This is a genomic window from Paraburkholderia sp. RCC_158, from assembly GCF_041355255.1.
GTDB lineage: Bacteria > Pseudomonadota > Gammaproteobacteria > Burkholderiales > Burkholderiaceae > Paraburkholderia > Paraburkholderia graminis.
In genome coordinates this window covers 823925-844179 of record NZ_JBFUPM010000001.1, presented here as the reverse complement: position 1 = coordinate 844179, position 20255 = coordinate 823925, and the positions used below count along the sequence as shown (strand labels likewise).

The 20255-nt window shown below is 63.2% G+C and carries 18 protein-coding genes; 11 read left to right on the top strand and 7 right to left on the bottom strand.

Annotation, left to right across the window (positions count from 1 at the left end):
* Positions 1 to 1743 precede the first annotated feature (1743 nt).
* Positions 1744 to 3093, top strand: a complete 1350-nt coding sequence (locus AB6809_RS03835) for a replication initiation protein (protein WP_006047461.1) — start codon at positions 1744 to 1746, stop codon at positions 3091 to 3093.
* Between the two features lie 137 nt (positions 3094 to 3230).
* On the opposite strand, the gene AB6809_RS03830 is transcribed toward AB6809_RS03835, so the two are convergent.
* Together AB6809_RS03830 and parA are read right to left on the bottom strand one after the other, a co-directional pair.
* Positions 3231 to 4289: a ParB/RepB/Spo0J family partition protein gene (locus tag AB6809_RS03830; protein ID WP_029967283.1), complete on the bottom strand. Its 1059-nt coding sequence runs from the start codon at positions 4287 to 4289 to the stop codon at positions 3231 to 3233.
* Positions 4290 to 4314: 25 nt separating this feature from the next.
* The gene (parA, locus tag AB6809_RS03825) at positions 4315 to 4977 is read right to left on the bottom strand and encodes a ParA family partition ATPase (protein ID WP_006047459.1); all 663 of its coding nucleotides are present in this window, start codon (positions 4975 to 4977) and stop codon (positions 4315 to 4317) included.
* 1120 nt (positions 4978 to 6097) lie between these two features.
* Between parA and arsC the strand changes: the two genes are divergently transcribed.
* Together arsC and AB6809_RS03815 are read left to right on the top strand one after the other, a co-directional pair.
* Positions 6098 to 6457, top strand: coding sequence for an arsenate reductase (glutaredoxin) (gene arsC, locus AB6809_RS03820; RefSeq protein WP_371026010.1), 360 nt, complete (start codon positions 6098 to 6100; stop codon positions 6455 to 6457).
* Positions 6458 to 6645: 188 nt separating this feature from the next.
* On the top strand, positions 6646 to 6936 hold the full coding sequence (locus AB6809_RS03815; protein WP_371026009.1) for a DUF1272 domain-containing protein: 291 nt from the start codon (positions 6646 to 6648) through the stop codon (positions 6934 to 6936).
* A 54-nt stretch (positions 6937 to 6990) separates the two neighbouring features.
* On the opposite strand, the gene AB6809_RS03810 is transcribed toward AB6809_RS03815, so the two are convergent.
* Positions 6991 to 7194: a zf-HC2 domain-containing protein gene (locus tag AB6809_RS03810; RefSeq protein ID WP_029967274.1), complete on the bottom strand. Its 204-nt coding sequence runs from the start codon at positions 7192 to 7194 to the stop codon at positions 6991 to 6993.
* Positions 7181 to 7789: an RNA polymerase factor sigma-70 gene (locus AB6809_RS03805; protein ID WP_029967272.1), complete on the bottom strand. Its 609-nt coding sequence runs from the start codon at positions 7787 to 7789 to the stop codon at positions 7181 to 7183. The genes AB6809_RS03810 and AB6809_RS03805 overlap by 14 nt, the downstream gene beginning before the upstream one ends.
* Before the next feature lie 452 nt (positions 7790 to 8241).
* Between AB6809_RS03805 and AB6809_RS03800 the strand changes: the two genes are divergently transcribed.
* Positions 8242 to 8373, top strand: a complete 132-nt coding sequence (locus AB6809_RS03800) for a hypothetical protein (RefSeq protein ID WP_307260372.1) — start codon at positions 8242 to 8244, stop codon at positions 8371 to 8373.
* Between the two features lie 138 nt (positions 8374 to 8511).
* Here the strand turns inward: AB6809_RS03800 and AB6809_RS03795 are convergent, their stop codons facing one another.
* Complete coding sequence (locus AB6809_RS03795) at positions 8512 to 8718, bottom strand: hypothetical protein (RefSeq protein ID WP_006047452.1); 207 nt, start codon at positions 8716 to 8718, stop codon at positions 8512 to 8514.
* Between the two features lie 279 nt (positions 8719 to 8997).
* Between AB6809_RS03795 and AB6809_RS03790 the strand changes: the two genes are divergently transcribed.
* A complete protein-coding gene (locus AB6809_RS03790) occupies positions 8998 to 9552 on the top strand; it encodes an NADPH-dependent FMN reductase (protein ID WP_371026007.1) in 555 nt (184 codons plus the stop codon).
* A 94-nt stretch (positions 9553 to 9646) separates the two neighbouring features.
* On the opposite strand, the gene AB6809_RS03785 is transcribed toward AB6809_RS03790, so the two are convergent.
* Positions 9647 to 10756, bottom strand: a complete 1110-nt coding sequence (locus tag AB6809_RS03785; RefSeq protein WP_029967268.1) for a hypothetical protein — start codon at positions 10754 to 10756, stop codon at positions 9647 to 9649.
* Positions 10757 to 10974: 218 nt separating this feature from the next.
* Positions 10975 to 13257: an ATP-binding protein gene (locus AB6809_RS03780; RefSeq protein WP_371026006.1), complete on the bottom strand. Its 2283-nt coding sequence runs from the start codon at positions 13255 to 13257 to the stop codon at positions 10975 to 10977.
* A 675-nt stretch (positions 13258 to 13932) separates the two neighbouring features.
* Here AB6809_RS03780 and AB6809_RS03775 point away from each other — a divergent pair.
* The 6 genes from AB6809_RS03775 (at position 13933) to shc (ending at position 20253) form a co-directional block, all read left to right on the top strand.
* Positions 13933 to 14301 carry a response regulator gene (locus AB6809_RS03775; protein WP_006047448.1) on the top strand — a complete coding sequence of 123 codons (369 nt, stop codon included), beginning with the start codon at positions 13933 to 13935 and terminating at the stop codon, positions 14299 to 14301.
* Positions 14294 to 14917, top strand: coding sequence for a chemotaxis protein CheC (locus AB6809_RS03770; protein WP_006047447.1), 624 nt, complete (start codon positions 14294 to 14296; stop codon positions 14915 to 14917). The genes AB6809_RS03775 and AB6809_RS03770 overlap by 8 nt, the downstream gene beginning before the upstream one ends.
* Entirely contained in the window at positions 14914 to 15852 is a 939-nt protein-coding gene (locus AB6809_RS03765) for a diguanylate cyclase (protein WP_006047446.1), read from the top strand. The genes AB6809_RS03770 and AB6809_RS03765 overlap by 4 nt, the downstream gene beginning before the upstream one ends.
* 210 nt (positions 15853 to 16062) lie before the next feature.
* Positions 16063 to 16911, top strand: coding sequence for a presqualene diphosphate synthase HpnD (hpnD, locus tag AB6809_RS03760; RefSeq protein WP_029967266.1), 849 nt, complete (start codon positions 16063 to 16065; stop codon positions 16909 to 16911).
* A gap of 4 nt (positions 16912 to 16915) precedes the next feature.
* On the top strand, positions 16916 to 18211 hold the full coding sequence (hpnE, locus tag AB6809_RS03755; protein WP_371026005.1) for a hydroxysqualene dehydroxylase HpnE: 1296 nt from the start codon (positions 16916 to 16918) through the stop codon (positions 18209 to 18211).
* Positions 18211 to 20253, top strand: coding sequence for a squalene--hopene cyclase (gene shc / locus AB6809_RS03750; protein WP_371026003.1), 2043 nt, complete (start codon positions 18211 to 18213; stop codon positions 20251 to 20253). Before hpnE ends, shc begins: the two co-directional genes overlap by 1 nt.
* The last annotated feature ends 2 nt before the right edge of the window (positions 20254 to 20255 follow it).

Here is a 20255-nt window from a genome sequence, read left to right as displayed (position 1 = left end):
TTATGCTGGGTAGCCTGCGCTTCCTGTTCGTTGCGTCGTGCGTGCTGGTTTTTTCCGTGAAACAAAACGAAGAACGTCATGTAAGTCTTTGTTCTGTCGAACGATTATCCACTTTTTCTTTCATTCGGCACTGTTTCACGATGCGCAAACTTCGGAAGGTGGTTGGAATGTGGTCTTTCCTGAGGACTCGCGCGTTCGAGACTAGAGAGTAATAAAAGTAAACACCCTTGAACCTAGGTTAAAAACGTTAACGCCAAGGCAAAGCCTTACCTGGCGCGGGTTTCCCGGCGGCAAGGTGAAGCTTTCCGGGAAGCCAGGTGAGATCCTGCGGGACGCACGAGTGATGAGGTTCGGGGACAGTGGTGAGCCGGTGCGGGAAACATCGTGAGCGGGTTCGGGAAGCGTCCTCTCAGTGAGTACCGGCACAAGGTGAGATTTTGCGGGAGCTTATCATTCGCGAGCGCCCGGCTGCGCTAGAAAGCAATCTCTCGCGCCGGCGAAGCCAAGGTGAGTGTTTACAGGACGGTCGCAACACGCTGTTTTTGCCCCTGTTCGGGGGTCCCAAAACCTCGAGGTGAGCGAAGACAGGAGAAAACGCGGATGCAAGGTGAGGTTTTTCGGGGATCGGTAGGCTGTTTTGCCTTGATTTTGTGCAGTCGACTGGCGTAGGTGAGCTTTTTCGGGAGCGTTGGCGGCATTGGTGATGCTTTTTGCCACGACATGGCGGTGAGCGGTGACTGCTCTATGCAAAAGGTGAGGAAATACGGGACCTGCAACTAGGGGCTTGCCGCGGGTGCTCAAAATCCAGGCGCCGACAGGCAAAGGTGAGGCTTTTCGGGAGATTTTCGGCCGCGTTTTTCGCCCAAAGGTGAGCGAATGCAGGAAAGCAGCCGACTTTGTGGTCCGCAAATGTCCTGTGGACGGGGCTTGATCTTCGTCAGGCCCGAGCGAGTTGGATCTGAACGGTGAGCGTTTTCGGGAGCGTCTTGCGCTGCACCAAGGGTCCTGGACAGAGGCAATTTGGCATTAAGGTGAGGTTTTACGGGAGATGCAGAGCCGCGCGTGGTGCACGTTGTTCTTTTATGTTCGATGTAAGTCACGGATAACAAAGGGAAAACTGTTGGATTAGCCGAAAGGTGAGGCTTTTCGGGAGGAAGGTTTGGCAACTGCGCCAGCGCATCGCCGATACCAAAGGTGAGGACTTCCGGGACTGTTTTGAAGCAGTACCGATAGCCTGGGTTGCTGGAACCCGCGTCATCCGGAGCGCTGAACGCACTTAATGGTGAGCTTTTGCGGGAAGCTACGGGCACTACTGATCGCATGCGCCGCCGGACAACTGGACTGCGCTGGCCGCGGCGCTCCGCGAACGCATAGGTAAAGGGTGCGCTTGCCCGCCGAGATCGCAGTATTCGCGTCGTCGATCTGTCTGCGTCTCGCTTGCCAGCGCCGCGACCGTGGACGACAAGCGTTGCGGTCCAAAACCCAAAAATTTTTAAGGTGAGAAGATTCGGGACGATCGAGTTCCCCTTTCCGTCCGCACAAAAAGCGCGGGTTTTTTCCCAAGCCGCGACGCTAAAGGATCGCCGGAATCTCGCGTCAAATGGTCAGGTGAGGGTTTTCGGGAGTCGCCCGAGGTGAGCCGCGTCGCGTAAACTGCCTTCACCCGCAACGGTGAGAGCCGCGCTATAGACGCGTATCACCACAGTCGGTATGCTCTCGCCAAATCCCTCCTTGACCAGACGCATGGCCACGAAGCGCGCCAAGAAAACCGATGTAGTCAGCCCGAGCTCGGCGGAGTTGCGCAAGGCCGTCGAGGCGATCGCCATTCAGCCCAAGAGCGGCAAGATCACGCTGCTGACGCGCAAGCTGTTCAACGTGCTGCTCGCCGTTGCACAACAGGCCGACGAATCGGGCGATACCTACCGCGCGTTGCTGTCCGACATCGTCGCCAATTCCGCTTTCGATTCCAACGACACCGCGCTCGTCAAGGAACACCTGCGCCGCATGGTGTCGGTTCAGGTCGAATGGAGCACCGGCACGTCCAGCCAGAAGCCCGGCCGCAAGTGGGGCATCTCCACGCTGATCGCCGACGCCGAAATTCTCGAAGATCCGACTACGCGGCGGGTCTGGGTGGAGTTTTCGTTCGCGCCGAAGATCAAAAAGAAGCTGCTCGATCCGGTCCAGTATGCGCGCCTGAGCCTGCAATTCCAGAGCCAGTTGCGCAGCAGCGCGGGTCTCGCGCTGTACGAAATCTGCGTGCGCTATCTGACTAATCCGAGCCATCTGACGATGCGCGAATCGTGGGAATGGTGGCGCCCGATCCTGTCGGGCACGCCCGACACGGAAGCCGGCGACGAAGCGAAGCGCGAGTACAAATACTTCAAGCGCGACTACTTGCGCCCGGCGATCGCCGAGGTTAATGCCGTCACGAACATCTTCGTCGAATTGATCGAGCACCGCGAAGGCCGGCGCGTCGCCGAAATCCAGTTCCGCGTGACCGAGCGCAAGCAGCCGATGCTCGCGCTCGATGAGCATCCGAACGTATTCGACAGCACGCTGGTCGACCGGATGGTCAAGATCGGCATCCCGCTCAAAGAGGCTCAGACGCTTTACGCGGACAGCGAGGAGAACCGTATCCGCGCGGCGCTGCAGATGACTGAGCAGCGCATGCGTAGTACGTCGTTGCCGCCGGTCCGCAGCGCGCCGGCGCTCTTCAAGGACGCGCTGAAGAAGGGCTACGCACCGCCGGTCGAATCCGTGCCGTCCGTCGGCAGTGCGAAGGCTGCAGTGGCGGCCCCCGCAGACGACCTGAAGGCGCGACTGTTGGGCGAGTATTCCGCGTATCGTCGCCGGGAAGCGCGCGAGCTCTATGACGAGCAGGGCGAGTCGGAACGCGAGATTGCGCGGCAGTCTTTCGAGGAAGAAGAATTGCCGGGGCTCGGCGCTCACATGCGCGACGACTGGCGCCGCCGGGGACTGGACTCGAAGATTGTGGAAACCGCTTTCTTCGATTGGCTCGCTCGCAAGACCTGGGGCGAACCGACCGATGGCGATCTGCTCGCCTTTACGCTGAGTCAGTCGCGCGCGGCCTGATTGCGCCGCGCCTCGCCGCATGCCGCTCTGATTGCTGGCGGCGGCGATTGGCTTGCGCGCCGTTGTGCCGCCGCTTCGTTCCGCGCCTAGTTCTGCGCCTGGTTCTGCGCCTTGTTCCGCGCTTTGTTCCGCGTCTATTACTTCAGCATCTTCTCGATCTGGCGAAGAATGTCGTCGCGCTTTTCACGCGTGAGACCCTTCAGGCGCAACTCGATCCGATCATCTCCGTATGACTTCAGGTCGCCCACCGATACGCCGTCCAGCTTGATTTCCAGCCGTTGCGCGTAGCGCTGGCGACCCGCAGGCTTGGTGCTTTCCTGCGTGGTTGCCCTGCCTTTGACGATGTCGGCGACCTGCCGCGTGCTCAGGTCGTCGGAGATGATTTTGTTGATGAGGCGCAGCGTCGCGTCGGCACCGCGCGCGGTGTGGTAGCGGCCCACTTGATAAGCCATGTTGGAGCCGAAACGATCCGGCCGCGCGACCATCTCGTGCATGACCGCTTCCGGCAATTTGGCGATCGACAAGGCGACTGCAACCGTCGACTCGTCGAGGCCAAGGTGCTCGGCAAGTTCCTTCTGGCTCTGGAAATGGCGATCCTCCAGAAAGCGTTTCCAAACGACTGCATTGTCGAATACGGTCTGCGAATCACGTTGGACGTTGAGGTCGTAGCCGAGCTTGTAGCTCTGGATTCCGATTGGCAGGTCGATAACGATCGCCTTCACCGATTCCTTGTTTGCTTCCTTCAGCGCGCGCACGCGTCGGCCACCGTCACTGACGAAGTAGGTGCCGGGATTGTCGTAGTCGGGAATGACGTGAATTGCCTGCTGCTGCCCTTGCTTCGCCAGGTTGACGGCAAGTTCGGCAATCGACGACTTCAGATAAAAATGCCGCGGATTGAACGGGCTCGGCTTGATGGTCTTCAACGCGAGTTCGATCACCTGGCCGGGGCGGTACCCGTGTTCCATTCTCCACGCGCGATAGGCGGCGGACTCGTTCTCCGTATCAACGGTGTCGAGGTCGGTGTGTGCCTGCGGGATCACGGACGATAAGGTCCGCGCCGTCCCGTCTTGGGACTTCGCGACGTTGTTCTTGACCAGACCGTCGATGGCGTTCAGGCGGTCCAGCGCAGTTCGTTTTTCGCTGCTGGTCGTATCAGGACGTGCTTGAAAGCCTTTGGCGAATTGGGAGGGTTTCATTCAGGGTCCTTTATGCGCATAAACTTCACGGGAGCAAGGCGGCGATCTCATTCGCGCACGCCCGTACTTCGATCGCGGCGAGCTTGGCGCCTCGATCGCTCATCTGTAGCACTGTTTGACCCAACGCCATTGCCTGCTTGTAGGCCTCGCGCGTGGGGATCTGGGTCTTAAGGAGAGGAAATCCGAGTTCCTCTAGCGCGCGCTTCAGCTCACGCGTGAGCATCCGTTTTTCTTCCGTCTTGTTCAGGAGAAATACTGCGCGCAGGTCTTCGTTCATGACCTGCGCCTGCTGAACGAGTTTGACGAGGCCGATGCTCGACCAATAATCGGCCGGCGATGACGACGTCGGTATGACGGCGACGCTTGCCGCCAGTAGCACGACGCCCGACACTTTTTCCGTAATGGAAGGCGGACAGTCGACGACGATGATGTCGTAGTCGGCCACGAACTTCTTGATCTCGCGGTGGATTTGGCTTCCGGCTTCGGAGAGGTTGACAACGGGGAACGGGATGCCGGTATCACCGTCGGATGAGGCGCTCGCCCAGTGGATCAGAGTGTTCTGACCGTCGGCGTCGACGACGAGGACCCGTTTCCCCTTCTCATGAAAAGCTGCCCCGAGGTGCATCGCGATTGTGCTCTTCCCGACACCGCCCTTCTGTTGAGTTACCGCGATGATTTCCGCTGCCAATGTTCACCTCCTTTTTTAGACGCAAAAGGATTTTACCTGGATGATTTCGCATTTCAATCGTTTCTTGTGTAAAGAGATAGAAATGGCCGATCGGGTTAGGTTTATGCGCATAAAGAAGGCGGGTGAAAGTGGCGATTCGGAGGTTGGGGAGAAATGCTTCGCGGTTTGTGCTGTGCGGATGCGCCTCGTACCCGTCGACGTCGTGCCGGTCCCCAAAGATCGATTGGGGCGTCCTGGCGATGAATGTGACGCGTGCCACGGTGGGCTCATGCGTCGGCTTGCCCGTGCGATCTCGTATTGCGGATAAGGCATGGGCACGAGGCATGAGACGCGAGAGACGCGAGAGACGCGAGAGACGCGAGAGACGCGAGAGACGCGAGAGACGCGAGACGTGGGCGCGGGCTTGGCAGCGTGGCGCGTGGGCGCAATGCAGTGGGTTCGTTCCGAAGCGCCCGAAGCGATTTATGCGCATAAAGTCGCGTCTATCCCGGAGTGCTTGCGCGTGTCTTTGTGAGTCGACGCGATTGGTAGGTCCGTGGGCCACGTGTTGCGAGGGGCGACTTGACGATCACCATGCAGTACGCAGTGTCCCGTGCGAGGCGGCGCCTGACTACCAATCCCGCGAACGAGACGTAAGAACTATCCTGAGAGAGGCTAGAGCTAACGCCAGCGCGGGGCAGTTTATGCGCATAAACCGCGGTCCGCGCGAACGGCGCCTCTCTCACGTATCGCAAAAGCCGCAAGGACGAAAACTGACAGCGGCGTGCAGGAAGGCACAAGCTTCGGGGAGCCGCCAGCGAACGACCAAGAAACACCGCCTGCTCTATCGCACAAACGGACAGTCAATCGCTGCAAGACAGCCCTGCGCGCATTAGCCGCCTAGAAAAGTTGCTCAACGACGCATCTAGCGAAGCCCCGCCAACCATCGCCACGAAGCGTCCCGGATCCGCACAAATCTCCTGGCGCTCGCGTCGTTAGCAGTCCGCGCACCGCTCCACCGACACCCAACCCTCGCCCACAAGCCCCAACCTGTCCAACCGGAGCGGCTAAAATCAGGCCAAGCCCCATCCCCGGAACGAAACGACTGACTGGCTCACCCACCTCCTTTACTGACCGCACGATGATCACCATCTACCACAACCCCCGCTGCTCAAAGTCCCGCTCGACGTGCGAGCTAGTCACCGCGCAATACAACCGCGATGAAGAACCCACAACAATCATCGAATACCTGAAGCAACCGCTCACAGTCGCCGAATTGCAGGAGCTGAATCGACAACTCGGCTGTCCCGTCCGCGACATGATCCGCGACTCGGAGCCCGAATATAAGGAACTGGGTCTTTCCGATGCGACGCTGTCGGACGCTCAGTTATACGAAGCATTGGCCGCGCATCCGATCCTTTTGCAGCGACCCATCGTGGTACGGAACGGACGAGCCGTGATAGGCCGGCCACCCGAAAACGTAGCGGCGTTGTTCGTCTGACGCCGCTGCTGCCTACTCCAGTCGCGAGGCAAAGCACGAACGCAACTTGCAAACGCAATCACACTGGCAGCAATTGACGCAGCGCTGTCAGTTGCGAAAACGCCATGCCACCTACACTGGCGCTGCGCTCAATGCGAGCCCGGCTCGTCAGCGCGCGAACCGAAACCAGAACTTGATGCGGAGTCCGAATGCTTGAACTACGACCGTCCTGTGAAGGATGCGGCAAGTCGCTGCCGCCGAACGCGTCCGACGCGATGATCTGCACCTACGAATGCACTTTTTGCGAAGTATGCGCACTCACCACGTTGCGCAACGTGTGCCCGAACTGCGGCGGCAATTTGGAGCATCGGCCGATACGCACGCGCGCGCAATTAGCGAAACATCCGGCGCGCGATGAACGAAGCCCCGTCTCAATCGACGAAGCCGCGCACGCACAATTCATCGAGCGCTATCGCAGCACGCCGCCCAGCGAACGGTAACGCTGGCAGTCGCAACGGGCATCACCCCGCAAGGCGAGGCAAGCCAACGCGACGTCAATCGTCGCCGCTCGCCCCGCCGGACGTCGAAATGCCGCTCATCGTGTGGGCGGCTTCACGCAGCAGTCGGATCTGTTTGCGATAGTTGCGGCAGCCGCTGCACGTCGGCAAATGCAGCCGGATCGCGACCCACTCGCCGGTCGTCAAGGAACGGTCGAGTGCGTCGGACAACAGGCGAGTGATGTTCTTACACTTCCCCATTGGCGTCCTCGCTGGATAGACCCTTCTCGCTCAGGCACGTCCGCAAGCGCAGTCGCGCGCGATAAATCAGCACACTGCAATGGTTCGCGGTCATCTGCAATTCGGCGCAAATAGCGTCGGTGTCGAGGTCGAGAAATTCGCGCATCATGAAAACGCGGCCGATGTGCTCGGGCAGATGCTCGAGGCACATCTCGAACAGAGTCCAGAACTGTTGCTGACGCAGCGCCGTTTCCGGTGTGGGCCACGGTCGGGGTTTGGTCTGCTGCGACCAATGGCCGTTGTCCTTGAACAACTCGCGATCCAGCAGCGCCTCGTCCTCGAGTTCTGACTCCAGCGCCGACAGGTTCACCGTGCGTTGCCGGGCGCGCAACGTATCCACGAGCTTGTGCCTCAAGATGCCGAATACCCACGTCTTATGCTCCGATTGCCCGGCAAACCGGTCGCTCTGCGTCCAGGCGGCCGCCAGCGCTTCCTGAACGGCGTCTTCGGCAGCGGCGGCATCGCGCAACTGAAGGCGGGCGAAACGCACCAGGTCCCGGCGAAGTCGCGTCAGGTAAGCGCGATCGTCGAGTGCCGCGCCGCTCACCTGCGCCACGAAACGCTCCGCGCCACATTTCGCGGCACGCGCGGGGTGTCGTTTGAATAGTTGTCGCTCATAAGCCGGGCGTCTGTCTCGTACGAGGTTCGAAGATGTGCGCCATTCTGCCGTAGGTTGCGGCCCAAGCGAATGAGTAATGGACATGCGCGATTCCCCATCGAGTGATTCAAAGGGTTCTGTCGCGCCGCGCCGCCGGTTTATGACGAACGGAAATTGATTATTGCGGAAATCGAAAACCGCACGCCGTGCTGATATCGAAAGCCATAAGGCCGCCGGCAAACGCAGGCAGGCAACGGCGCGGCCGCAAAGAACGCTCGGCACCCGCATCGATCATTTCAAAAAGCGAAAAGATGTCTTCCGGTCTTCCCCATTTTTACGCAGACGCCGAATGGCTATTCTTCGTCCGTCGATCGACCGAGATCGCTGCCAATACACTGAGGAGTAGCACCATGAAACGCATTCTGTCCGCCCTGATCGCTTCCATCGCACTGTTCGCCGCCGCTTCGGGCGCAGCCCTGGCCGCGGCTCCGTCGCAATGCAACGGCCCGGCGTCCTACTGCAACGTGTTCTTCGGCAACTGATCGGCCGGCGCCGGCTACACGAACCCCGAGCCGACGCAAACAAAAAAGGGCGCCCATTAAAAGGCGCCCTTGCTACATCCAACATCAGCGCGGCAACCCACGCCGCCCAGCACACAGCACACAGCGCAGAACCGACAGCTACGACTTCCCGCTGCCGTCCATGCCGGCGCCCGTGCGCCACACCTCTTTGCCGCGCTCCGACAGCTTCCCGCTGCTATGCGTCGCGTCCGCCTGCGTGCCGTCGACGGCCATCTCGCCGCCCGGTTGTTCCAGCGAGCGCGGCTTCTCCTTTTTGCGAGCCGCGACTGCTTCATCGTGCGATTTTCCCGCGTGATCCAGACTCATGGCTGATCCTCCGTGAATGCTTGCTGCCTCCAAATGGCATAGGCCGGAGGCAGGCTTGATTGACAAGGCAAAAGTACGAGTTATCCACAAGGTTATTCAGTAAATCTGTGGATAACTTTTGCTGGCCGTGGCTTATCCACCGGCCTAGCGCAAACCCGCCACACTTTTCCGCCGATTCACCGCTCTGGCGCTCGACCACGCACCGGCGTCGGGCTTTTTGCCTATGATGAGCAGTTCGTACCCTTCGCGCCTCGAGCGCCTAATCCAAGGAAGCGAATCATGGCCCTACATATCACAGTCGTCGTCGGCAGCCTGCGCCGCGAGTCGTTCAACCGCCAGTTGGCGCAAGCCGTCATTTCTCTCGCGCCGCCCGACTTCACCTTCGAATTCATCGACATTGGCTCATTGCCGCTTTACAGCCAGGAGTACGACGCCGACTTCCCCGAAGTCGCCAGGCAACTCAAGCAGCGCGTGGAAGCCGCCGATGGCCTGCTGTTCGTCACCCCCGAATACAACCGCTCGATTCCCGGCGTGCTCAAGAACGCGCTCGACTGGGGTTCGCGCCCGTGGGGCAAGAATTCCTGGGGCAACAAGCCGGGCGCGGTGATCGGCACGTCGGTCGGCGCGACCGGTACGGCTCTCGCGCAACAACATCTGCGCAATGTGCTCGCCTATCTGGACGTCGCCACGCTCGGCCAACCCGAGGTGTTCATCAAGCACGACCCGGCGGTCATCAACGAGAAGGGCGAAATTCTCAACGACGGCACGCGCAAGTTCCTGCAAAGTTTCGTCGACCGCTACGTGACGTGGGTGAAGCGGCATACCGCCGCCTAACGCCGGCACCTACGCTTCGCAAGACAAGCTGCCCACATCAGCCGATATCAAATGCAGCGGCGTCGCCATCGCTTCACGGCGCGCCGCTGCAGGTTCACACGTGATGATGCCCGGTCACGCGCTCCCAGCCGTGACGCACGGCGAGCTTGAAGCGCTCCCACGTGCTGTTCTCGGCCGACGTCGATTCCCAATGACGCCGCGCTTCCGGCTCGACGTCATCCCACGCTCGATCGCGATAACGCACGTCCTTGCCGATCTCCGCGCCGTAGCGGTAGGCCGGCACGTAATCCTCATAACGCGAGTCGTCGGCGGCGTACTGCTCGTCGTAATGCGTGCGGAAGTCTTCTTCGTATTCCAGATATTCGTTCGGAATCTGGCCGCTCAGGCCCGCGGTCGGCTGAGCGGTGCCCGACACGACTTCGGACGGCTGCATCACCGCGCCCGAACCCGGCGCCGAGCCCGCGGCAATGGCGCTGCGTCCGACATCGCCGGCCAGCGGATCGCGCACGGGTTCGCCGAGCGGATCGGCGGTCGGCCGCTCGCCAAGCGGCGGCGGCACGAAGGGTTCGGCGTCGGTGCTGCGCGGTGGCGTGGAATACAGCGGGTCGGCCATTACATCCGACCGTGCGGCGCCGGCATTCGGAGCCGCGCTGCCGGGCGTCGCCACGCCAGCGGTCGGCGGCGTCGTCGTTCCGGTTCTCGGGGATGTCATCGTGTCCCGGCTCCCGACGCCCGTCGTTCCGACCTCGGAGCCGCGTGTGGCGCCGGGCGTAGGCGTGCCGATGCCCAGTTCGTCGAGCAGCGAATGTTCGCGCGCGGTTTCGGTGCCGGCTTGCGTGCCCCAATCCGGCGAGCGTTCGCCGATGTCCGTCGCGCCGAGCCGCGTCAGCGTGTTGCGAGCGAGTTCCGCGTGCGATTCGCTGGCGGCGTCGATGACGACGAGCACCGCCCCACGACGCAGCGCTTCGCTGTAACGCGCCGTCTCCGGCGCGCGCGGCCCGCTCGCGAAGAGGCTCGCCAGAAACCGCTCAATGTTTGCGAGCACGCCCGAACCGGCGACTTCGTCGGTGGCCGAGCCGACCGAAGGCTCCGCGTTTGCCTGCAATTCGATCGTCTCCCGCGCGAAACCGGTCTGCACCAAGGTGTCGCGGGCGGCTTCGGCCTCAGCGTAGGTGTTGAATAAACCAATCACGGTATGTCGCATGGCTGCCTCCCGTTTGGCTACGACGGACAGCGCAGCGCGCGCCATCCCCATTACCTGTCGGATGCCGCAACGTTCATGCCGGAACGCGGCGATGCGCCGCCTGCCCGCCGCCGTGGGCGTGAGCGAAACGCTTTCTCGGACCGCCGTGGCCGCGTCAACCGCGCTTTTTACAATTCCGCGTAACGGGAGGAAGAGGCAAAAAGCCGCCGGCGAACCGCTTATTGGACGTGATGCGCCGCTGGATCGAGGCCGCTCTGAGCGAGTTCATGCTGGATTGTCTTCAGCAAGCTTTCGAGCAGCGCGATGTCGAACGGTTTGGAAAGCACCCGCACATTGACGTGCCGCGCGCGATCGAGCTCTTCCGCGTAGCCGGTCACGAGGATGACCGGCAGCCTCGAGTCGAGCGCCCTGATCGCCTCCGCGAGATCGATGCCGTTCAGGTTTCCCGGCATATGGATGTCCGACAGCACGACGTCGAACGGCAGCGGCTCGCCGGTGCGCATTTGCCGCGTGTGGGCGTCGTCCAGAAGGCCCAACGCCATGTCCGCATTCAATACGCAGGTGACGTGGTGGCCCATCATCTGCAGCAGCGCTTCGGTGCCGGCCGCCACTTCCTCGTTGTCCTCGACCAGCAGAATGCGCAGCGCGTGCTGTGCGCCAGGGTCGTCGGCGCCGGTTTCGATCGGGCCGTCGACGGTCGCTTCTTCCGTCGCCCGCGGCAAATAGAGCCGCACGGAGGTGCCCGCGCCGACCGCACTGTCGATCGCGGCCAGCCCGCCCGAGCGCTCGCAGAACGCAAACACCTGCGGCAAGCCCAGCCCCGTGCCCATGCCCTTCGCCTTGGTCGTGAAAAGCGGCTCGAAGGCGCGCGCGAGCACCTCGGGCGCCATGCCGGCGCCGGTGTCCTCCAGCGACAACTGCACGAAATCGCCCGTCAGCGGGAAGCCGTCTTCATGACGGAACGTGATGTTGGACGCGCGCACGGTGAAGCGCCCGCCGTTGGGCATGGCGTCGCGCGCGTTCACGGCGATGTTGATGAGCGCGAGTTCCAGTTCGGCGACGTCCACGCGCATCGGCCAGATATCGACGCCGATATCCATCACCAGGGAAACCTTCGCGCCGAGCGACGCGCGCAGCAGATCGCGGCACGCCGGCAGCCACCGTTCGAGCGCGACGGTTTCGTTGCGAAGCGGCTGTTTGCGCGCGACGCCCAACAATTGCCGCGTGAGCGACTGGCCGCTTTTCAGCGCCCGTTCCATCGCCGACAGTTCGCGGTCGAGCCCCGCCGCGCCGCGCCGCCGCGCGACCTGGACGTTGGCCGAGAGGATCATCAGCAGATTGTTGAAGTCGTGCGCGACGCTGCCGACCAGCGTGCCGAGCGCTTCCATCTTGCGCGACTGCCGGTACGCCGATTCGATCGAGCGGCGCATGGACGCTTCCGCCTGCCAGCGCGCCCACGCTTCTTCTTCGGCGCCGAGCCGCCGCAACGACAGCCAGATCACGCACCAGAGCGCGACGGACGGCGTGAATATCGTCAGGAACAGCACCGCGAGATGCCGATACCAGGCGGCCCACATCGCCGACGCGCGATAACCGCACATCACGTACACCGGATACGAGCCGACGTGCCGGAACGCGACGATCATGTTGTCGCCGTCGATGTTCGAGTGCATGCGCGTGACGCCGGCGCGGCGTCCCTCTTTCATCGCCTGGGCGAACGGCGAATCCGCCGCGACGGCCGCCGGCTCGCGCGGGCGGCGCGGATAGTGCGCGAGAACCGCGCCGTCGGCGCGCACGAGCGTCATGGTCATCGGCAGGCCGTCGTTGCCGCCGAGCAGTTCGCGGTAGAACGCGTCGAAATAGCTCGGGCGCAGCGCGACCGACACGACGCCCGCAAACGTGCCGTCCGGCGCACGTCGTTCCACACCGGTGTTGAACACCTGCTCGCCGGCGACGTGCCCCGTCATCACCTTCGATACATGTTCGAGGTCGCGGCCCTCGCGAAGGCCGACGAAATCGTCGCGCTCGCCGATCGACACCACCGGCGCGGGATAAAACCGGCTGCTGACGAGCAACGCGCCGTCGCGGCCGAAAATCGACACGGCGGCCACTTGCGGATAGCCGCCGCCCATCGTTCGCACTTTCTGGTGAATGACCGCCGCGCGCGCACGAATGCCGTCGTCGTCGAGGCCTTCCGTCAAATCGACGATGCGCGTGTCGAGCGTTTCGTTCATGTCGAACACTTTCAGCGCGTGTTCCTCGGCGACGCGCACGGTCCGCAGCGTCATGTCGGTGGCGTCGGCTTCGCGGGTGCGCAGGTCGCTGAACGCTATGGCCGCGACGTAAAGGCACGGCAGCACGACCGCGGCGACAAGCAGCGCGATCAAGGTCATGCGCCGAACCTGAAAATTCTGCTCCGGCACGGCGGGAAACACCGCCTCGCCCTGCCCGTCAGCGGAAAGGCGGCTCGCTCGATGCGGGTCGAACCGGTCTTGTGTCATTAATAAACGCTCGGTGTTTCAAGGCGGAAAAAGAAAGGATACGAGAAGCATAGTCGCAGAACGGCGGTAGAAGTTACCGTTATGAACTGGGCTTGCCGCTTTAATGCGTAATTCGTCGCCCTTTTAAAACAGTGACAAATCGAGAAGCGCAAACGTACACAAAAGTATAAACGGTATAAAAACGATTATTATGCGGCGCGTATGTTTTCGAAAAGCCTCGAACCAAGGAAGATATTGTTAGCGCGACGCGAATACCGTGTATTGCTTTTCGGCTGCTTTACTTCGAGAATCGACGCACGATAAAAAGTGCGTCCGCCATGTTCGAACGCACACGCCGCGAGGGCACCGGATCATGCGTACGCGCGTGAGTGCCGGCGTTCGCGGAAACCACGCGCGCGCGGCACGGAATCAGCCAGGTTCAGCGAGCCGCGCCGATTCATATACGGGGTAGGCTCAGCACATGCCGGTCATAGCCGTCGTCCGCCGCACACGCGCGCATTCCTGCGCGAGCAATGGTTACGCCAGGCGCGCGTCGCCGCGCCTTCTCCACGTCTTGCCGTTCTCCGCTTTCCCGCCAGCATCGGGGCGGTTCGCCGCGCGCCGTCAGACTTCTCCCTAAAGAGATCCCGCTATCCGCCGTTAACACGCACGAGCTCATTCCGTCTTTCGTCCGCCATGCCTTTGCCTATCGTGATCGCCGATGATTCATTGCTTGCCCGCAAGGTGCTCACCAAGGCATTGCCGCCGGATTGGGACGTCGACGTGTCCTACGCCACGAACGGACGCGAAGCGCTCGCTTTGTATCGTCAAGGGAAAGCCTCGGTGATGTTCCTCGACCTGACCATGCCGGACATGAACGGCTATCAGGTGCTCGAGGCGTTGCAGCATGAGGATCTGAATACCTTCGTCATCGTCGTCTCAGCCGATATTCAGCCGATGGCCCAGGCGCGCGTGCGCGCGCTCGGCGCCGCGGCGTTCATCGCCAAGCCCGTGACGCCCGAGGCGGTACTGCCCATCCTCAAGGAGTACGGGTTGTATGTCTGAGCCAGTCCTCACCGAAGATCAGCGCGACGCGCTGCAAGAGGTCGCCAATCTGGCGATGGGTCAAGCCGCGACGCGTCTCGCCCGGCTGCTCGATTCGTTCATTGAGTTGTCGGTGCCGCGCGTAAGGGTGGTGGCGGTCAGCGAGGCGGCGCAGGCGCTGCGCGAGATGACCGGGATCGAAGACCCGGTGAGCGCGGTGCGCCAGGGTTTCCGCTCGGACATCAAGGGCGAGGCGCTGGTGATTTGCCGCAGCGACAGCGTCGACGATCTGTGTGCGCTCGTGAGCGATCCGTACTCGCGCTCGGCCTACGAATCGGTGAGCCAGAAAGAGTTGATGTTCGACGTCGCCAACGTGCTGACCGGCGCGTGCGTGTCATGCATCCTCGACCAGCTCGGCCGCACGCCGGTGTTCTCCGCGCCCGGTCTTCTCGGCGACGCCATGACGCTCGACGAAGTGTTCCAGCCGGGCGTGCTGCAATGGGAAGTCGCGCTGCTCGTCGAGGTCAATTTCACGCTCGAAGACCAGAGCTTCCGCGCGCATCTCGTGATGCTGATGGCGGAAGAATCCATCCGCCACATGAACGACGCGCTCGACGCGTTGCTGTCCAGCCTATGAGCTCGCCCGCGCAATCGTTGAGCGACCTGGTCGTGGAGCGTGTCGGCTTCGGCATTTTCGTGCTGGATCGCGACATGAACGTGCTGATGTGGAATCGGTTCATGCAGGACCACAGCGGTTTGTCGGCGGAACAGGTGGTCGGCAAATCGCTGTTCGTCCATTTTCCCGAACTGCCGCGCGTGTGGTTGTCGCGCAAGATCGAAAGCGTGTTTCAGTTGGGCAGTTTCGCGTTCAGTTCGTGGGAGCAGCGCCCGTATCTGTTCAAGTTCGATCATGACCGGCCGATCACGGGCGGTGTCGATTACATGCAGCAGGACTGCACGTTCATGCCGCTCACGCGCGAGCGCGAAGTGGTGGCCGTGTGCGTGACGATCTCCGATGTGACGCACGTGAGCATCGTGCAGCGCGAGCGCGAAGAGGCCGTCGCGAAGTTGCAGGAGTACGCGGACCGCGACGGCCTCACCGGCATTGCCAACCGCCGCTATTTCGAGGCGCGTCTGCTCGACGAATACACGCGCTGGCAGCGCTACGGCGGCGATATGTCGGTGCTGCTGTTCGATCTCGATCATTTCAAGAAGATCAACGACCAGTTCGGCCACGGCGTCGGCGATACGGTGCTGCGCGTGATGGCGCAGCGCGTCGCCGGAGTCGTGCGGGCGCAGGACACGTTTGGGCGTTTCGGTGGCGAGGAGTTCGCGTTGCTGCTGCCGTGCACGCCGCTCGAGGACGCAATGCGCGTCGCCGAAAAAATCCGCTGCACGATCGCGGATACGCCGGTCGAAGTGCAGGGCACCAGCGTGCCCGTGACGGCGAGCGTGGGTGGCGCGGCCGCGCGCCCAGGCTTGCCCGCCTACGAGGTGCTGATCAACGAGGCCGATGCGGCGCTTTACAGCGCCAAGCGGCAAGGACGCAACCGCTCGGTGGCGTTGACGTGACATCGTCTGTCGCCGGGCGATCTGGCGGCTCGCCCCCGTATACAGCAGCGGAAACTGCGTCGTCCGACAAACGTTGATATACTTTTCGCCGTTTCCGGCATCCCAGCCGTCTGTTTCGCGCGTGTCCGCGCGCGTGGACCGCCCGCCCTGCGGCGAGGCATAAAAAATTCCTGAACGCCTTTCAGCGGGCGCCCTCCTGCGGAGATCGTCTTGGCTGTTTCCAATCTTGTCGTGGACGATACTGAAATCGACGCCGCTGCCGCCACATCCGGCAGCTCGTTCTATCTCGCAATGCGCATCCTGCCGGCCGCGCAGCGCGACGCGATGTATCAGGTCTACGCTTTTTGCCGCGCCGTCGACGACATCGCCGACAGCGATCTGCCGCGCGCCGACCGCGCCGCCGCGCTCGAGCGCTGGCGCGCCGACATCGACGCCTGCTACGCGGGTGCGCCGCGCGCTTCGTTGCGCGCGCTGACGCGGCACATTCACACGTTCCATCTGCAGCGCGAGGATTTTCACGCGATGATCGACGGCATGGCGATGGACGCCGCCGGCGACATCTGCGCGCCCGACGAAGCCACGCTCGACCTGTATTGCGACCGCGTCGCGAGTGCGGCGGGCCGTCTATCGGTGAGAATATTCGGGATGCAGGAGGAGCCGGGCCGTTTGCTGGCGCACCATCTGGGCCGCGCGCTGCAGCTCACGAACATTCTTCGCGACATCGACGAAGACGCCGGCATCAACCGTTGCTATCTGCCGCGCGAGTTGCTGGCGCGCGAAGGCATCGCGGTCGAAAACCCGGCGCAGATCGCCGACGACCCGTCGCTGCCGCGCGTCTGCGCGACGCTTGCCGAGCGGGCCAAGGCACACTTCGCCGCGTCCGACGCGATCATGGACCACGAGCCGCGCAGCCACGTGCGCGCCCCGCGCATCATGTCCGGCGTGTATCGCGTGCTGCTCGAGCGGACCCTTGAGCGCGGTTTCGACATTCCGCGCACGAAGGTCAGCAAGCCGAAACTGCGCTTGCTGTGGATCGTCGCGCGTTACGCGCTTTTCTGAGCCGATGCCGAGGCTCGTACATGTGGTCGGCGCGGGTCTCGCCGGCCTCGCTGCCGCCGTGCAGTTGCAGCGGCGCGGCGCGCGGGTCGTGTTGCACGAAGCGGCCGCGCAGGCCGGCGGCCGGTGCCGTTCGTATTACGACGCCAAGCTCGGCGCGACGATCGACAGCGGCAATCACCTGATCATGTCGGGCAACGCGGCCACGCTGAACTACCTTCGGGCGATCGGCTCGGCGGACGAACTCACGGGGCCGGCGCTGCCGGAATTGCCCTTCGTCGACCTCGCCACGCGGGCGCGCTGGACCGTGCGCATGTCGCCGGGACGGCTGCCGTGGTGGGTCTTCGACCCGAACGCGCGCGTGCCGAACACCGGCCCCGGCGATTATCTGAGCGTGGTGCCGCTGTTGTTCGCCAAGCCCGGCCGCAGTGTCGCGCAGACCATGCGCAGCAACGGCCCGCTGTGGGACCGCCTGCTGGCTCCGCTGTTTCGCGCGATGCTCGGCGTCGAGCCGCGCGAGGCGTCGGCGGAACTCACCGCGGCGATGGTGCGCGAGACGCTGATTGCCGGCGGTCTGGCGTGCCGTCCGCTGGTTGCGCGCAACGGCCTGAGCCATGCTTTCGTCGACCCGGCGTTGCGCCTGCTGCAGCATGGCGGCGCGACCATCGAACTCGGCTCGCGGCTCGAAAACCTCGTGTTCGCCGAAAGCGCCAACGTGAGCGCGAGCGCAACGTCGAATTCGAACCGCGTAAAGGCACTGAATTTCGTCGATGAAACCATTGCGCTCGACGCGAACCATGCGGCGATCCTCGCCGTGCCGCCGGACGTTGCGCAGACGCTGGTTCCGGGTCTGCGCACGCCGACTCGCTTTACCGCGACCGTCAGCGTGTATTTCGCGGTGGAGCCGCCGTTCGGCTTGCCGTCCGTGACCGGCCTCGTCAACGGAACGGCGCAGTGGCTGTTCGCGTTCGACGGGCGTCTGTCGGCGACGATCCACGGCGCGGAATCGCTCATCGACACGCCCGCCGAAGAGCTTGCGGCGCGCGTGTGGGCCGATGTCGCGCAGGCGGCCAATCTGCCCGCCGCGCCGATGCCGGACTGGCAAGTCGTCGTCGACAGGAATGCGACATTCGCCGCGCTGCCGGACCAGGAAACGCTGCGTCCGGGCACGCGCACTCGCTGGAATAATCTGATGCTCGCGGGAGACTGGACGGCTACCGGCCTGCCCGCGACGATTGAAGGCGCGATCCGCTCCGGCCAGAAGGCCGCGGATACGCTGCTGAATCAACCGATGGAACGCTGATGAACGACTTATCTCAAGCCCACGCGCTGGGCGCCGCCATGCCCGAAACCGCCGGCGAAGCGCCGGGCGCGCAGGCCACGGCGAGCACCGCAGCCGAAGCATCCGCCGCACTGGCTCCTTCGCTCGACGCCGCCATCACGCGCGCGACCGATGCCATTCTCGCCGCGCAGAAACCGGACGGCCACTGGGTCTACGAACTCGAAGCGGACGCAACCATCCCCGCCGAATACGTGTTGCTGGTCCACTACCTCGGCGAGACGCCGAACGTGGAGCTGGAGCAGAAGATCGCGCGCTATCTGCGCCGCATCCAGTTGCCGAACGGCGGCTGGCCGCTTTTCACCGACGGCGCCATCGACATCAGCGCAAGCGTGAAGGCGTACTTCGCGCTGAAGATGATCGGCGATCCCGTGGATGCCGAGCACATGGTCCGCGCGCGCGAAGCGATTCTCGCGCACGGCGGCGCGGAAACCGTGAATGTGTTCACGCGCATCCTGCTCGCGCTCTTCGGCGTGGTGTCATGGCGCGCGGTGCCGATGATGCCCGTCGAAATCACGCTGCTGCCGATGTGGTTCCCGTTCCATCTGTCGAAGGTGTCGTACTGGGCGCGCACGGTCATCGTGCCGCTGCTCGTGCTCAACGCCAAGCGCCCGCTCGCGCGCAATCCGCGCCGCGTGCGTATCGACGAACTGTTCCACGGCGCACCGGTGAACACCGGCATGCCGGCGCGCGCGCCGCATCAGCACGTCGGCTGGTTCGGCTTTTTCCGTGTCGTCGACACGGTGCTGCGAGCGGTCGACGGCCTGTTCCCCAAAGCCACGCGCGAGCGCGCGGTGCGCGAGGCGGTGGCGTTCGTCGATCAGCGTCTGAACGGCGAAGACGGCCTCGGCGCGATTTTCCCGGCGATGGCCAACTCGGTGATGATGTACGACGTGCTCGGCTATCCGGCCGATCATCCGAATCGTGCGATCGCGCGCCGGTCGATTGAAAAGCTGCTCGTCATCAAGGACGACGAAGCGTATTGCCAGCCGTGTCTGTCGCCGGTATGGGACACGTCGCTCGCCGCGCATGCGCTGCTCGAAACCGGCGACGCGCGCGCCGAGCAGGCGGCCGAGCGCGGCCTCGCGTGGCTGCGTCCGCTGCAGATTCTGGATGTGCGCGGCGACTGGATTTCGCGCAGGCCCAATGTGCGTCCCGGCGGCTGGGCGTTCCAGTACAACAACGCGTATTACCCCGATGTCGACGATACGGCAGTGGTCGCGATGGCCATGCATCGCTCGGAGGCGCTCACGCACTCGGGCGCGGATCGCGAGGCGATTGCGCGGGCGCGCGAATGGGTCGTCGGCATGCAGAGCAGCGACGGCGGCTGGGGCGCATTCGAGCCCGAAAACACGCAGTACTACCTGAACAACATTCCGTTCTCGGATCACGGCGCATTGCTCGATCCGCCGACCGCGGACGTGTCGGGCCGTTGCCTGTCGATGCTCGCGCAGCTTGGCGAATTCCCGCAGAACAGCGAACCGGCGCAACGCGCGCTCGACTACATGCTGAAGGAGCAGGAAGCCGACGGTAGCTGGTACGGCCGCTGGGGTCTGAACTACATCTACGGGACGTGGACCGCGCTGTGTTCGCTGAACGCGGCCGGCCTGCCGCACGACCATCCGCGCATCCGGCGCGCCGCGCAATGGCTTCTGTCGATTCAAAACGAAGACGGCGGTTGGGGCGAGGGCGGCGAGAGCTACAAGCTCGACTATCGCGGCTACGAGCGCGCGCCGAGCACGGCGTCGCAAACGGCATGGGCGCTGATGGGTTTGATGGCGGCGGGCGAGGTCGATCACGAGGCTGTGGCGCGCGGCATCGAGTACTTGCAGCGCGAACAGCGTGAGCATGGTCTGTGGGACGAGACGCGCTTTACGGCGACCGGTTTCCCGCGCGTGTTTTATCTGCGTTACCACGGCTATCGCAAGTTCTTCCCGCTGTGGGCGCTGGCGCGCTACCGTCATCTGAAGCGCAACGGGCTCACGCGCGTCGCGGTCGGGATGTAACG